General features: G+C 58.6%; 11 protein-coding genes. 3 read left to right on the top strand and 8 right to left on the bottom strand.

The genetic code is table 11. The features are described 5' to 3' along the window. Positions 1-2: 2 nt before the first annotated feature. Entirely contained in the window at positions 3-1,007 is a 1,005-nt protein-coding gene (gene trpS / locus V2S86_RS22880; protein ID WP_330764269.1) for a tryptophan--tRNA ligase, read from the top strand. Between the two features lie 51 nt (positions 1,008-1,058). On the opposite strand, the gene cysG is transcribed toward trpS, so the two are convergent. Genes cysG through nirB form a run of 4 tightly spaced genes read right to left on the bottom strand, consistent with a single transcriptional unit; the run spans position 1,059 to position 6,215 of the window. Next, the gene (gene cysG / locus V2S86_RS22875; RefSeq protein WP_330764268.1) at positions 1,059-2,462 is read right to left on the bottom strand and encodes a siroheme synthase CysG; all 1,404 of its coding nucleotides are present in this window, start codon (positions 2,460-2,462) and stop codon (positions 1,059-1,061) included. Between the two features lie 50 nt (positions 2,463-2,512). Beyond that, positions 2,513-3,313, bottom strand: coding sequence for a nitrite transporter NirC (nirC, locus tag V2S86_RS22870; protein ID WP_330764267.1), 801 nt, complete (start codon positions 3,311-3,313; stop codon positions 2,513-2,515). Positions 3,314-3,342: 29 nt separating this feature from the next. After that, the gene (gene nirD / locus V2S86_RS22865; protein ID WP_330764266.1) at positions 3,343-3,669 is read right to left on the bottom strand and encodes a nitrite reductase small subunit NirD; all 327 of its coding nucleotides are present in this window, start codon (positions 3,667-3,669) and stop codon (positions 3,343-3,345) included. Next, entirely contained in the window at positions 3,666-6,215 is a 2,550-nt protein-coding gene (nirB, locus tag V2S86_RS22860; protein ID WP_330764265.1) for a nitrite reductase large subunit NirB, read from the bottom strand. Before nirB ends, nirD begins: the two co-directional genes overlap by 4 nt. 303 nt (positions 6,216-6,518) lie before the next feature. Between nirB and V2S86_RS22855 the strand changes: the two genes are divergently transcribed. Beyond that, complete coding sequence (locus tag V2S86_RS22855) at positions 6,519-7,787, top strand: cytosine deaminase (protein WP_330764420.1); 1,269 nt, start codon at positions 6,519-6,521, stop codon at positions 7,785-7,787. Positions 7,788-8,638: 851 nt separating this feature from the next. Here V2S86_RS22855 and tsgA read toward each other — a convergent pair. The 4 genes from tsgA to V2S86_RS22835 form a co-directional block, all read right to left on the bottom strand. Further along, complete coding sequence (tsgA, locus tag V2S86_RS22850) at positions 8,639-9,823, bottom strand: MFS transporter TsgA (RefSeq protein WP_004951290.1); 1,185 nt, start codon at positions 9,821-9,823, stop codon at positions 8,639-8,641. Between the two features lie 248 nt (positions 9,824-10,071). Then, positions 10,072-11,052, bottom strand: coding sequence for a LacI family DNA-binding transcriptional regulator (locus V2S86_RS22845; RefSeq protein WP_330764419.1), 981 nt, complete (start codon positions 11,050-11,052; stop codon positions 10,072-10,074). Positions 11,053-11,147: 95 nt separating this feature from the next. Then, entirely contained in the window at positions 11,148-12,455 is a 1,308-nt protein-coding gene (locus V2S86_RS22840) for a 6-phospho-beta-glucosidase (RefSeq protein WP_330764263.1), read from the bottom strand. Continuing rightward, positions 12,452-12,790 (bottom strand): PTS lactose/cellobiose transporter subunit IIA, encoded by a 339-nt coding sequence (locus tag V2S86_RS22835; RefSeq protein WP_006328508.1) that lies wholly within the window; start codon positions 12,788-12,790, stop codon positions 12,452-12,454. Before V2S86_RS22835 ends, V2S86_RS22840 begins: the two co-directional genes overlap by 4 nt. 354 nt (positions 12,791-13,144) lie before the next feature. On the opposite strand from V2S86_RS22835, the gene ppiA reads away from it, so the two are divergent. Further along, positions 13,145-13,714 carry a peptidylprolyl isomerase A gene (gene ppiA, locus V2S86_RS22830; RefSeq protein WP_006319053.1) on the top strand — a complete coding sequence of 190 codons (570 nt, stop codon included), beginning with the start codon at positions 13,145-13,147 and terminating at the stop codon, positions 13,712-13,714. Positions 13,715-13,835: the final 121 nt, after the last annotated feature.

The raw sequence follows: 13,835 nt of genomic DNA, 5'->3' as shown, positions 1-13,835 counted from the left end.
ACATGAGTAAGCCCATCGTATTTAGCGGCGCGCAGCCGTCCGGTGAACTGAGCATTGGCAACTACATGGGTGCGCTGCGTCAGTGGGTTAAGCTGCAGGACGATTACGACTGCATCTACTGCATCGTCGATCTGCACGCCATCACCGTACGTCAGGACGCGGAAAAACTGCGCAAGGCTACGCTGGATACGCTGGCGCTGTATCTGGCCTGCGGCATCGATCCGCAAAAGAGCACTATCTTTGTGCAGTCGCACGTGCCGGAACACACGCAACTGAGCTGGGTGCTGAACTGCTACACCTATTTCGGCGAGCTGAGCCGCATGACCCAGTTCAAAGACAAATCCGCACGCTATGCGGAAAACATCAATGCCGGCCTGTTCAGCTACCCGGTGTTGATGGCGGCGGACATCCTGCTGTATCAGACCAACCAGGTGCCGGTCGGCGAAGACCAGAAACAGCATCTGGAATTGAGCCGCGACATCGGCCAGCGTTTCAACGCGCTGTACGGCGATGTGTTCAAGGTGCCTGAGCCGTTCATTCCCAAGTCCGGTGCGCGCGTGATGTCCTTGCAGGATCCGACCAAGAAGATGTCCAAGTCGGACGATAACCGCAATAACGTGATCGGCCTGCTGGAAGATCCGAAAGCGGTGGCCAAGAAAATCAAGCGTGCGATGACCGACTCCGAAGAGCCGCCGGTGATTCGTTACGACGTGGCGAACAAGCCGGGCGTATCCAACCTGCTGGATATTCTCTCGGGCGTGACCGGCAAGAGCATCGCTCAGCTGGAAGCCGAATTTGAAGGCCAGATGTACGGCCACCTGAAAGGCGCGGTTGCCGAAGCGGTGTCCGGCATGCTGGGCGAGTTGCAGGAGCGTTATCACAACTTCCGCAATGACGAGGCCCTGCTGCAGCAGGTCATGCGTGACGGTGCGGCCAAGGCGCGTATGCGCGCTCAGGAAACGTTGGCGAAGGTTTACCAGGCGGTAGGCTTCGTGTCGCAGCCGTAATGCTTTGCGCAGACAGAAAAGCGGCCATGAGCCGCTTTTTTTACGTCGGTATCAGGCCAGTTGAGCCAGTTTTTGCGGTGTTTCCTGGCTGGAGAACCAGTTCAGCTTACTGCGCAGGCCCACCACGCTGCCAACGATAATCAGGCTCGGGCTAACGGCCTGTTGGGCCAGCGTCCCCAGTTGGTTCAGCTCGCCTTCGATCACCCGCTGACGGCATGAAGTGCCGTTTTCTACCAGCGCCACCGGCGTGGTCGCGGGCATGCCATGAGCAATCAGCTGGCGCTGGATGTCCGCCGCCTGCGTCAGGCCCATGTAAAACACCAGCGTTTGTTGCCCGGCGGCCAGCGTTGCCCAGTCCAGCCCGCCGTCGCTCTTGGCGTGGCCGGTTACCAGTCGCACGCTCTGCGCATGGTCGCGATGGGTGAGGGGAATGCCGCTGTAGGCCGAACAGCCGGAGGCGGCGGTAATGCCCGGTACCACCGAGAACGGGATATTGGCATCGGCCAGGGTTTCCAGCTCTTCGCCGCCACGGCCGAAAATAAACGGGTCGCCGCCTTTCAGCCGGACTACGCGTTTACCCTGTTGCGCTTGCTCCAGCAGGATGAGGTTGATTTGCTCCTGCGGTACGCAATGATGACCGGCGCGCTTGCCGACGAAGATACGCTCGGCATCGCGCCGTACCAACGTCATGACTTCATCGGACACCAGCCGATCGTACACCACTACATCGGCCTGCTGGATCTGTTGCAAACCCTTGAGTGTCAGCAAACCGGCGTCCCCCGGCCCGGCGCCCACCAGTACCACTTCGCCGGACTCCTCCGCAGGGCCGTTGAACAGCTGTTCTATCTGCCGTTCCGCCAGCGCCTGGTCATCATTGGCCAGCGATTGCGCCAGCCGGTCATGGGCGAACAGCTTTTCCCAAAAACGACGGCGGGCACCTGCACCGGTAAAGTGCCGTTTCACCCGTTGGCGCAATGAGCCGCCCAGTTGCGCCAGCTTGCCAAGATGCTGCGGCAGCACGGCTTCCAGCTTTTCGCGCAGCAGCCGCGCCAGCACCGGCGCTTTGCCGCCGGAGGACACCGCGACCATGATCGGCGAGCGATCGATAATCGACGGCATGATAAAACTGGCGCGTTTGGGGTCGTCAACGACATTGCAGAATACCCGTTGCTGGTTGGCGCACTGATAGACCAGCGCGTTGACCTCGAGCCGATCGGTTGCGGCGATGACCAGCCATTTTTCCGCCAGCAATACCGCGCTGAATTCCCCTTCCACCAGCGTCACCCGGCCAAGGGCCGCCCACTCGTGGAACTGGGGGCTGAACGCGCAGGCGTTGACGGTCAGTAACGCGCCGGCGTCCAGCAGCAGACGCGCCTTGCGTTCGGCAACCTCGCCGCCGCCGACCAGCAGGCAGGCTTTGTGTTGCAGTTGGCAGAAAATCGGCAGGTAATCCATTGGCAATCCTCGGAGCAATCGGCAACGGGGGGCAGTGCGCCCCCGGAATATTATGCAGCCTGGCGCGCTGCGGTTTTCTCGGCCTGAGGGCGTTCGGCGCGCGGGGTGGCGTACCAGTAACCCAGGCCCATCAGGACCGAACCGGACAGGATATTGCCCAGCGTCACCCACAACAGGTTATGGCCGATCCCGCTCAGCGTGTAGGCTTCGCTGTGATGGCCGAACCAGGACAAGGCGAACAGCGTCATGTTGGCGACGGAGTGTTCGTAGCCGGAGGCGATAAAGGCCAGCAGGCACCACCAGATGGCGATGAACTTGGCGGCGCCCTCGACGCGAATCGCCATCCAAATCGCCAGGCAAACCAGCCAGTTGCACAATACGCCTTTGAAGAACAGCACCTCGGCGGGGGCGGTGGTTTTCGCCAGCGCGGCAGTATGTATCAGGCTGGTGTCCACCGGCAGCAGGCTGCCGCCGCCGTAGTAATACATCAGCGCCACCAGCACCGACCCCAGCAAGTTGCCCAACCAGGTTTGCGGCAGGACTGCCCACATCTGGCTGTGGCGAATGGTACCGGCTTTGACGCCCAGCGTCAGGAACATGGTATGGCCGGTAAACAGCTCGGAACCGGCGATGATCACCAGCGTCAGCGCGATGCCGAAGGTGGCGCCCATCACTAATGGCCGAAGGGAAGGATCGACCAGATTGCCAAGGGTGAAGATCAAAATGATGCCGAGGCCGACGTAAGCCCCGGCCATCGCCGAGCTGATCCAGAAGCCCAGCGGGCTGTCTTTCGACAGCCTGACGATGCGCGCCGCGTTGGCGGCGCATTTGTTGATGGGATCGGTGAACATGCTGCTTCCCCTGAGGTTAAAGTAAAATGTCAGGCCGCGACCTGCACCATGCCGTCGACTACCCGGCTGGTGAAATGCGCGACGGAGCGGCTGCCGTCTTCCAGGCAGTAGCCGTCATGCAGGCGGAAATGCTGTTTTTTCAGCGGGCTGGCGACCCAAAGTTCACCCTGATGTTCGGCGATCAGGCCACGTGACAGCACGCTGGCCTGGGCGAAGGGATCGATATTGCTGATGGCAAACACCTGTTCATCGGCATGGGGACGGAATATCGCCACCTGCTGCTCGCCGATCAGGGCGCACACGCCGGTGCCGGGCAAGATATCAGTGACGGGGCAAAGCGTGATCCACTGGCTCATACGTTGTTCTCCTCAGCGTCCAGCAGGGTGACGGGAATGCGTTCATCCGGACGCGCCGGCCGATGCTGTTCGCGCTCGGCCACGACCTGTACGTTCGGATCGCGCAGGCTGCTGTTGATAAAGTGTGCGAAACGCACCTGGGCCTGCGGATCTTCGACGGCTTCTTTCCACTCGCAGATCACCGCCTCACGCAGGCGGGCGATTTCGGCTTCCAACTGATCGTTGATGCCCAGTTTGTCGTCAATGATCACCTTGCGCAGATAATCGATGCCGCCTTCCAGGCTTTCCAGCCACACCGAGGTGCGTTGCAGCTTATCGGCGGTGCGGATATAGAACATCATGAAACGGTCGAGATAACGCTCCAGCGTAGCGCTGTCGAGATCCGCCGCCAGCAGGTCGGCGTGGCGGGGTTTCATGCCGCCGTTACCGCACACGTACAGGTTCCAGCCGTTCTCGGTGGCGATGATGCCGACGTCCTTGCCCTGCGCTTCAGCGCATTCGCGGGTACAGCCGGAAACGCCGAACTTCATTTTGTGTGGCGTGCGGATGCCTTTGTAGCGGTGTTCCAGTTTGACGCCAAACCCGACGCTGTCACCCACGCCAAAGCGGCACCAGGTGCTGCCGACGCAGGTTTTCGACATGCGTAACGCCTTGGCGTAGGCGTGGCCGGTTTCAAAACCGGCGGCAATCAACTTGCTCCAGATGGCCGGTAGGTCGTCTTTCTGCGCACCGAACATGCCGATGCGCTGAGAACCGGTCATCTTGGTATACAGGTTGTATTCTTTGGCAATCTGGCCGACCGCCATCAGCCCGTCCGGCGTAATTTCACCGCCGGCGGAACGCGGGATCACCGAGTAGGTGCCGTCTTTCTGGATATTGCCGAGGAAGTTGTCGTTGGTGTCCTGCAGCGGCGTGTGCTGCGGTTTGAGTACGAACTCATTCCAGCAGGAGGCCAGCAGCGAGCCGACGGTCGGTTTACAGACTTCGCAGCCGTAACCTTTGCCGTATTTGGCCAGCAGTGCGTCGAAGGACTTGATATTTTCAACGCGGATCAGGTGGTACAACTCCTGGCGTGAATAGGCGAAGTGGTCGCACAGGTGATGGTTAACCTCGATGCCCTGTTTGCTCAGCTCGGCGTTCAGCACCTGGGTGATCAGCGGAATACAGCCGCCGCAGCCGGTACCGGCCTTGGTTTCTGATTTTATCGCCGCGACGGTGTGGCAACCCATGCCGACCGCCTTGATGATGTCGCCTTTGGTGACGTCGAAGCAGGAGCAGATTTGCGCGGTTTCCGGCAATGAATCTACGCCGATGGCCGGTTTGCTGCCCGCGTGCGCCGGCAGGATCAGGCCGTCCGGGTTTTCCGGCAGTGCAATGGCGTTCAGCGTCAGTTGCAACAGGTTGCCGTAGTCGCTGGTGTCGCCGACCAGCACCGCGCCGAGCAGGGTTTTGTTGTCGGCGCTGACGATGATGCGCTTATAGACTTCTTTGCTTTCATCCAGATAAACGTAGCTGCGTGCGCCTTCAGTGCGGCCGTGGGCATCGCCGATGCCGCCAACGTCTACGCCCAGCAGCTTCAGCTTGGCGCTCATGTCGGCACCCTGGAAGGCATTTTCACGGCCCAGCAGATGATCGGCCGTGACCTGTGCCATTTTATAGCCCGGTGCCACCAGGCCGAAGGTGCGCTCATGCCAGGAGGCACACTCGCCGATGGCGTAAACGTCCGGATCGGAGGTTTGGCAACTGTCGTTAATCACGATGCCGCCACGGCGGGCGGTAGCCAGGCCACACTGGTGAGCCAGCTTGTCCTGAGCGCGGATGCCGGTGGAAAACACGATAAAGTCCACTTCCAGCTCGGTGCCGTCGGCGAACTGCATGGTTTTGCGCGCCTGTTCCCCGCCGTTGACGATCTCTTTCGTATTTTTACCGGTGTGCACTTTGACGCCCATGCGTTCGATCTTGCGGCGCAACTGATCGCCGCCCATAGGATCGAGCTGTTCGGCCATCAGCATTGGCGCGAATTCAATGACATGGGTTTCGACACCCAGGCTTTTCAGCGCGCCTGCGGCTTCAAGCCCCAGCAGGCCGCCGCCCACTACGGCGCCGCGTTTGCTGCGGCGTGCGCAGGCTTCGATGGCGTTCAGATCTTCAATTGTGCGGTAGACGAAGCAATCCTGGCTTTCCGAGCCTTTAATCGGCGGGATCCACGGGTAAGAACCGGTGGCCATGATCAGCTTGTCGTAGTAAAGGGTGCGGCCGGTATTGGAGTGAATGACCTTCTCACTGCGGTTGATGGTAATGGCGCGTTCGCCGACCAACACCTTTACGCCCTGTTTTTCGTAAAAGCCTTCGCGCACCAGAGAAAGTTCTTCGGCGGTATGGTGGGCGAAATAAGAAGACAGGTGCACGCGGTCATAGGCGATGCGCGGTTCTTCACAAAATACGGTGATCTCAAACTGGTCTTTGTCTGCTTTTTCCAGCAGATCTTCGATAAACCGGTGGCCGACCATGCCGTTCCCGATGACAGCAAGTTTGACTCTGCTCATTATTGCCTCAAAATTCTGATTTCCTGAGCTTACCTTATGCCTCCCCACGGGCAATTTATTGATGCAAATCAAGTACACCTTCATATACCTCTAATGTGGTATATAGATGATTTTTCTCGATATTTGATAAGTTGCGGTTTTTATTCACCTTTAGCTGAAACGAGCCAGTTACCGCGAACCTTACCCCTGCAGGAGTAGCTGAGGGAGTAATAAACCTTCTGCGGCTTTGTCAGCCGGATCCGCTGCCAGTATGATGAATAAAACGAGCCGTAACAGCAGAGGTGAAGGGTGGCCAAGAGTCCATTGAAGTTTATCGACAACCTGCGTTTGAGCGGGCATGAAGGGCTGTGGCAACTGGCCATTGAGCAGGGGCGCATTGCTCATTGGGTGCCGCAACCTGAAGGGCAGGAATGGCGCAGCGACGTGCTTGATGCGCAGGGCGGTCTGGCGCTGCCGGCGTTTGTCGAGCCGCATATCCATTTGGACACCACCCAGACCGCCGGGCAGCCGGCCTGGAACCAATCCGGTACGCTATTTGAAGGCATAGAACGTTGGGCCGAACGCAAGGCGATGTTGACTCATGAGGATGTCAAACAACGCGCCTGGCAAACGCTGAAATGGCAGATCGCCAACGGCGTGCAGTACGTGCGTACCCATGTTGACGTCTCCGATCCGACCCTGACCGCGTTGCGCGCCATGCTGGAGGTGAAGCAGGAGGTCGCGCCCTGGGTGACGCTGCAAATCGTCGCTTTCCCGCAGGAGGGCATTATGTCCTATCCCAACGGCGAGGCATTGCTGGAAGAGGCGCTGCGGCTGGGGGCTGACGTGGTGGGAGCCATTCCGCACTTCGAGTTTACGCGCGAATACGGCGTAGAATCGCTGCACAAAGCCTTTGCGCTGGCGCAAAAGTACGATCGGCTGGTGGATGTGCACTGCGATGAGATTGACGATGAGCAGTCGCGTTTTGTCGAAACCGTGGCGGCACTGGCGCTGAAGCTGGATATGGGCGCCAGGGTCACCGCCAGCCATACCACCGCGATGCACTCCTATAACGGCGCTTATACTTCGCGGTTGTTCCGCCTGTTGAAAATGTCCGGCATCAACTTTGTCGCTAACCCGCTGGTCAATATTCACCTGCAGGGGCGCTTCGACAGCTACCCGAAACGGCGCGGCATCACGCGGGTGAAAGAAATGCTGGAAGCGGAGATTAACGTCTGCTTTGGCCACGACGATGTCTTCGATCCCTGGTATCCGCTGGGAACCGCCAATATGCTGCAGGTCCTGCACATGGGGTTGCACGTCTGCCAACTGATGGGATATGGGCAAATTGACGACGGGCTGAACCTGATCACCAGCCACAGCGCGCGCACCCTGAACCTGACCGATTACGGCTTGGCGGCGGGCAACAGCGCCAACCTGGTGATCCTGCCGGCGGAAAGCGGTTTCGATGCGGTACGCCGCCAGACTCCTGTACGCTATTCGATTCGTCAGGGGGCGGTGATTGCCGAGACCCGGCCGGCGGAAACCACGCTGTATCTGGCGCAGGATGAGAAAGTGGATTTCCGGCGTTAAGCGCCGCTGCATAAAAAAGGGCGCCTCAGGGGCGTAATGCTTGTCAGTTAGCGTTTTTCTGCAGGTGTTGGTGAAGTTTTCGGTCGATAAAGGTGAGATGCGCCATGAGACTCACGCGCCTCGACCGAGCAAGGGACCCTGGGCGCGGTCCCTTGCAGCCCGCGCCTTTGCCCTATCAGACGGTTGGCTGCGCCAACATTACTCGGCCCATCCTTGGGCCTCGCCCCTTCGGGGCCGCTGCAAGCAGTGTTCAAATCTGTTCCTGACAGATTTGTCCTCCCTCCGTCCCGTCGCATCACGGCCGGCTACGACAGGCGTCCCTGCCTGTCTCGCCTGAAACCGCCGTCCTTGGCGGTTTCGCCTATGCGCCGCTCCTGTGTTCGGCGTCTTCAAGGGCGCCCACCCCCTGCTCATCTCATCATTTTCACTGTCTTTCATAAGGTAATATCAAACGGAAGGGACAGGTTGCCCGGTGGGGGCAGATTCGGGTGTTGACCTTGGCGCGCATCATCGGCTGCCGAGCAAGACGGCGTTGTCAGGGGCAACCGGCCAGGGAAGGCCGGTTGAGGCGAGACTAACAGGGATGTTTGTCGTAGCCGACCCGCCCGGCAACGCGGGTGCAGCGAGGGTATCCGCGCAGCGGACAGACAGTGTTAAGCGAGGGCGCGGGTGAAGGGGCCGCGCCTTCGGCCCCTTCAATTGCCGTTCATTGTGGTAGCAGAGAAATTCGGGCCATTTACGGCAATTCCTCCTGCACGGAACGCACAGAGATTGGATAAAAAAACGCCTGTCAGGCTTAACTGACAAGCATTACGCCTCAGGGGCGCCCCTGTTGCATCACAGTCGGCCGATCAATGCGTGACGTGGCCGTGGCTGCGGTGCTTGGTCACGAAGCCCAGCAGCAAGCACATCACGAACACCGCCAGATACAGGCCGTTGGCGGTGGTCAGCGCAGCGTGTGCGCCGCCTTTGGCCACGATCGGGCCGGTGACCACGAAGGTCAGCATGGTGCCGATGGTGCCGCAGGTCAGGATGAAGTTAACCAGCTTCGGTGAAGACACCTTGGTTTGCAGCGAGCCAAGGGTGATCAGCGTGGTGTAGATCGCGCTGGAAACGAAGCCCAAAGCCATGATGTAGTAACCCAGGTGTTCCGGATTGTCGGTGCTGACGAACAGGTACATCGCACCGGTCGCCAGAGCGGCCAGAACAGTGACGATACGCTGCAAGTCAAAGAAGCGCAGAATAAAGCTGAACACCCACATGCCAACCATGTACGAAGTCCAGAAATCGCTCACCAGCTTACCGGCCTGGCCAAGATCCATACCGAAGGATTTGGTGGCGTATTCCGGCACCCATTGGATAAAGCCCAACTGGCCGAGGATATAGCACAGCGCGGCGATCGACAGGAACAGCACGCCGATGCCCCATTTCTCTTTTGCTACCGGCTGGCCGGCATTGGCGCCTTTGTTGCCCAGCACCGGGAACTCGGAGAACAGGGTCAGCACAAAGATACCTACGTACAGCAGGCCGATGCAGGCATACACCCAGTACCAGCCGATCTGACGCGCCAGCAGCATCGCGGCGACAATCGGGAAGATCATCCCGGCCATGCTGAAGAAGGAGTCGGTGAACAGCAGGCGCGAACCGCGCTGGCGGCCGGCGTACATATGGGTGATCAGGAAGGTGCCTATCGACATGGTGATACCGCTGACCACGCCAAGGATAAACATGCACAGGGAGAACATCGTCAGGCTCTTGGTCACCATCAGCCCGGCGACAGCCAGCACCATCAGGATAAAGCCAAACATCAGTTGGCGCTTCAGCGGGATGATTTCCATCAACCAGGCGTTGAGGAAGATCGAAATCAAGATGCCGGCGTTAAGGAAAGTAAAGGTGTTGCTCATGCTGGAAACCGGCAGATTAAAGTACTCCGCAATGTTCCCCATCACCATCCCTGTGACGATAACTAAAGCGCCGGTCAGCGCGTAAGAAAAATAGCTGATCCAGGTAAGCCGTAGACGGTTGCTGTCATTCATTATAAAGGCCTGATTATGTCTGTTAGGATTATTCCCGTCGCCTTTCAAACCGCAGCTGGGCACCCAGCTGCAATTTGAAATTCATAGGGTATAACGCTGGATTAAGGCCGCTGGCTTTTCCTGGTAAAAACGGAAAAGTCCCGATCAGGCCACCAGGGAGCGGATCCTAGCACAGACAACGGGAGTTTTTGTGATGGCTGTCGATTTTTTGATGCAATCAATGAAAGGTTGTGAAATTTTTTTGTGATCTATTTGCCCACCGTCACAATCGAGTCGCGGCTGACGATCGTCGGCGCGAAGCGGATGTGCGGGGTGGTCGGATCAATCAGCAGCCGCGTGGCGTATTGCGCCATTTCGGTAATCGGAAAATGTACGCTGCTCAGCGCCGGTCGTACGAAGGGGGCGCGTTCGCCGCTGTCGTAACAGATCAGCGAGATATCTTGCGGCACCCGCATCCGGTGCTCGTTGAGGGCCAACAGCGCGCCGATGGCCATCTCTTCGTTACAACAGTAAATGGCGGTGGGCAGGGTTTGCAGTTGCAGCAGCCGGTCGGTGCAGCGGTAGCCGCTCTCCAGGTCGTAAACGCCTTCCACGCAGGCCAGCGGTTTGATATGCGCGGCCTGCATCGCCTGTTCGAAACCCTGCAGCCGCAGCCGGCTGGAAGCCCTTTCGCTTGGACCGCTGATGCAGGCAATGCGCCGATGGCCGGCATCGATCAACTGCTGCGTCGCCATGCGGCTGGCGAGCGGGTGATCAAAGGTGACACAGCGGTCTTCCAGACCGGGCACCAGGCGATCGAGCAGCACAAAGCAGCGTTGCTCCGCCGCCAACTGGCGCAGTTGGTCGTCGCTTAGGCAACGCACATGCAGGATCACCCCGTCACAGCGCAGGCTGAACAGCCGCTGGATCGCCCGCCATTCGTTTTCGGCACTGTTGCGGCCCTGGGTCACCAGCAGCTGTTTACCCTGGGATTCGGCTTCGGTTTGCACAAAGTCCATCAGTGCGCCGAAGAAACCGCCGCGATACGAGGTGGTGACCAGGCCCAGCGTATTGCTGTGGCTGGAGGCCAGCGCACGGGCGGCGGGGTTGGGGGTATAACCGAGTTGAGCTACCGCCCGTTCAACCTTCTCGCGGGTCGGCGCTTTAACGTTGGTATCGCCATTCACTACACGTGACACGGTGGCGCGGGACACGCCCGCCAAAGCTGCGACATCTTCCAGTGTCACCATCATCCGACTCCTGATTACGGCTTAAACCGGGTTCGGCGTACCGAACCCCTGATATAGGTATAGCAATGTATCAGCAACCGCGTCCCGTCAGACGGTTATTTAAACTGCGGCAGATAAGGCGCATTCACCGCCAGCACGTCTTCCAGCAGCGGTTGCGCCACGTTGGCATTGGCCACCAGCGGGTTGGTGACCAGCGCCAGCAGCCCGCTGCGGCGATCGCCATGCACTGCGGCTTCGATGGTCAGGCGCTCATAGGCCTTCACCTGCTGGGTCAGGGCGTGCATGGCGTCCGGCAGCGTGCCGAAGGTCAGCGGATGCGCACCTTGCGCATCGACGATACAGTTGGTTTCTATCACGGCATCGTCCGCTAAGCCGCGAATGGCGCCCCGGTTTGCGGTATTGACGACTAATTGCGTACCGAGATTATTATGGATCGCACGAATTAGCTCCAGCGCCACTTCCGAATAGTATGATCCACCGCGAAAACTCAGCTGTTCAGGCTTGCTGTCGAGCTGAGGATCGGCATACAGCTCAAACAGCTCTTTCTCTACCTTCATCACCTGTTCGGCACGGGTGCCGCGCTCGGCTGCCGCGGTCACTTCTTCGGCCAGCATCTCTTTGGTCTGGTAGAAATAACGATGATACGGGCAGGGGATGGCACCTACGGCGCGCAGGAAGTCCGGCTGCCACGGTTCTTCCTTGATATTGTTCATGGTCAGCGCCGCGCCGTCGCACAGCATGTCGATCACCTTGTCGGTCACGTCATGGCCGTTTTGCAGCACCTGATGCACCCACACCATGTGGTTCAGCCCAGCGAACTGCAGCTGCACGTCTTCATAGGGGCTTTTTAACATAGTGGCGATCATGTGATGCATGCTGATGGGCACGTTGCACAGGCCGATAATCTTCGCGTTGGTGTAGCGGGAGACCGCTTCGGTGACGATGCCGGCCGGGTTGGTGAAGTTGATGATCCAGGCGTCCGGTGCCAACTTTTCCACTCTGCGCGCAATATCCAGCATGACCGGGATGGTGCGCAGCGCTTTGGCGAAACCGCCCACGCCGGTAGTTTCCTGGCCGATCAAATCGTATTTCAGGCCGAGACGTTCGTCGGCGGCGCGTGCCGGCAACTGGCCGACGCGGAACTGGGTCAGGACGAAGTGGGCACCGCGAATGGCGTCATCCAGCTCGAAATGTACGGTGACCTTCACCTGTTCCAGCCCATTGCGCGCCAGCATGCGGCGGGTCAGCGCGGCGATGATCTCGACCTTCTCGCGGCCCGGTTCAACGTCTACCAGCGCCAATTCGGTCACCGGCAGTTCTTCGATACGTTGGATCAGTCCATCGACCAATTCTGGCGTATAGCTGCTGCCGCCGCCGATAACGGCGATTTTCAACGAATTCATGCGCGAGTCTCCAACAGTGCCTGACGGCGGTAAAGTTCAATCATGTCGTCCGCCAGATCCTGGATCACCATGGCGTTCATCAGGTGGTCCTGAGCATGAACGGTAATCAGGTTGATGGCCAGTTTGCCGCAGCCTTCATCCAGGCCGATCAACTGGGTCTGGATAAGATGCGCCTTTTTCACCGACTGTTTCGATTCGGCCATGTGTTTGGCTGAAGCGGTAAAGTCCCCGGCACGCGCTTGTTGCAACGCCATCAGGGCACTGCTGCGGGCGCCACCGGAGAACACCAGCAGTTCCATGATGGTGCTTTCAAAATCGGGGCTGATTTCAGTCATCAATTCACTCACGTTATTTCTCCTGTTATCGCGCGGCAGCGGTGCCGGCAGACATGCGTTAACTTGGTCTCTCTAAAATGAGAGCGCTCTCATTCATCTAGAGTAACGGGAATCGAGAACTAAACCGGGAGTTGTGTCGCAAAAAGCGACGAAGGCGTGAAAAGGGCAAAAAATGCGTGATGCAGTTGGCAAAAAGGGTATCGGCGATCATACTTTTGGCAGTAAAAACTGCGGCTGGCCAAGATATGCCCCCTCAATTGCGTAAATATAGGTAAATGGCTGGCACTCGCAGGTACAGCTCTTTAGAATCAAAGCGCTTTTCCGTTGTTTGTCTCTCAGAGAAAGGACCCGTTAATGTTCAAACGTACTTTAGTGACCTTCGTTGCGCTGTGTTCCCTGACAGCAATGACACCCGCTGCGCTCGCCGCCGGTGAAACTCATGTCATGCTGACCACCTCGGCAGGGAATATCGAATTGGCGCTCGACAGTCAGAAGGCTCCGGTTTCCACCAAGAACTTCGTCGACTACGTGAACAGCGGCTATTACAACAACACCGTTTTCCACCGCGTGATCCCGGGCTTTATGGTTCAGGGCGGCGGTTTTACTGCGGATATGCAGCAAAAAACCACTAACGCGCCAATCAAGAACGAAGCCGATAACGGCCTGCGCAATCTGCGCGGCACCATCTCGATGGCGCGTACTGCCGATAAAGACAGCGCCACCAGCCAGTTCTTCCTGAACGTGGCGGATAACGCCTTCCTGGATCACGGCCAGCGCGACTTCGGTTACGCGGTATTCGGCAAAGTGGTTAAGGGCATGGACGTGGTGGACAAAATTTCCCAGGCGCCGACCGGCAATGTGGGCCCGTACCAGAATGTGCCGAGCAAGCCTATCGTCATTTTGTCAGCCAAAGTGCTGCCATAAATTTTTTGCGCCGATCCCGCCGGGGTCGGCCATTCCTTCCTTCCGAAGCTTTGCCTGCATCACTGTTTTCTTCCCCGCCGCATGTTTTAATAGCCCGCTTATAATCAGACCGGAAACCCGG

The sequence above is a fragment of the Serratia sp. C2(1) genome (assembly GCF_036352655.1).
GTDB lineage: Bacteria > Pseudomonadota > Gammaproteobacteria > Enterobacterales > Enterobacteriaceae > Serratia > Serratia inhibens.
The sequence above is the reverse complement of the archived record's forward strand: the minus strand, read 5'-3'. Positions and strand labels throughout refer to the sequence as shown.

Bases quoted from the DNA above. Each gene is read 5' to 3' on its own strand.
- nirC (WP_330764267.1), bottom strand. From the start codon at position 3,313: ATGTTCACCGATCCCATCAACAAATGCGCCGCCAACGCGGCGCGCATC.
- tsgA (WP_004951290.1), bottom strand. From the start codon at position 9,823: ATGAATGACAGCAACCGTCTACGGCTTACCTGGATCAGCTATTTTTCT.
- V2S86_RS22845 (WP_330764419.1), bottom strand. From the start codon at position 11,052: ATGGTGACACTGGAAGATGTCGCAGCTTTGGCGGGCGTGTCCCGCGCC.
- nirB (WP_330764265.1), bottom strand. From the start codon at position 6,215: ATGAGCAGAGTCAAACTTGCTGTCATCGGGAACGGCATGGTCGGCCAC.
- cysG (WP_330764268.1), bottom strand. From the start codon at position 2,462: ATGGATTACCTGCCGATTTTCTGCCAACTGCAACACAAAGCCTGCCTG.
- V2S86_RS22840 (WP_330764263.1), bottom strand. From the start codon at position 12,455: ATGAATTCGTTGAAAATCGCCGTTATCGGCGGCGGCAGCAGCTATACG.
- trpS (WP_330764269.1), top strand. From the start codon at position 3: ATGAGTAAGCCCATCGTATTTAGCGGCGCGCAGCCGTCCGGTGAACTG.
- nirD (WP_330764266.1), bottom strand. From the start codon at position 3,669: ATGAGCCAGTGGATCACGCTTTGCCCCGTCACTGATATCTTGCCCGGC.
- ppiA (WP_006319053.1), top strand. From the start codon at position 13,145: ATGTTCAAACGTACTTTAGTGACCTTCGTTGCGCTGTGTTCCCTGACA.
- V2S86_RS22835 (WP_006328508.1), bottom strand. From the start codon at position 12,790: ATGACTGAAATCAGCCCCGATTTTGAAAGCACCATCATGGAACTGCTG.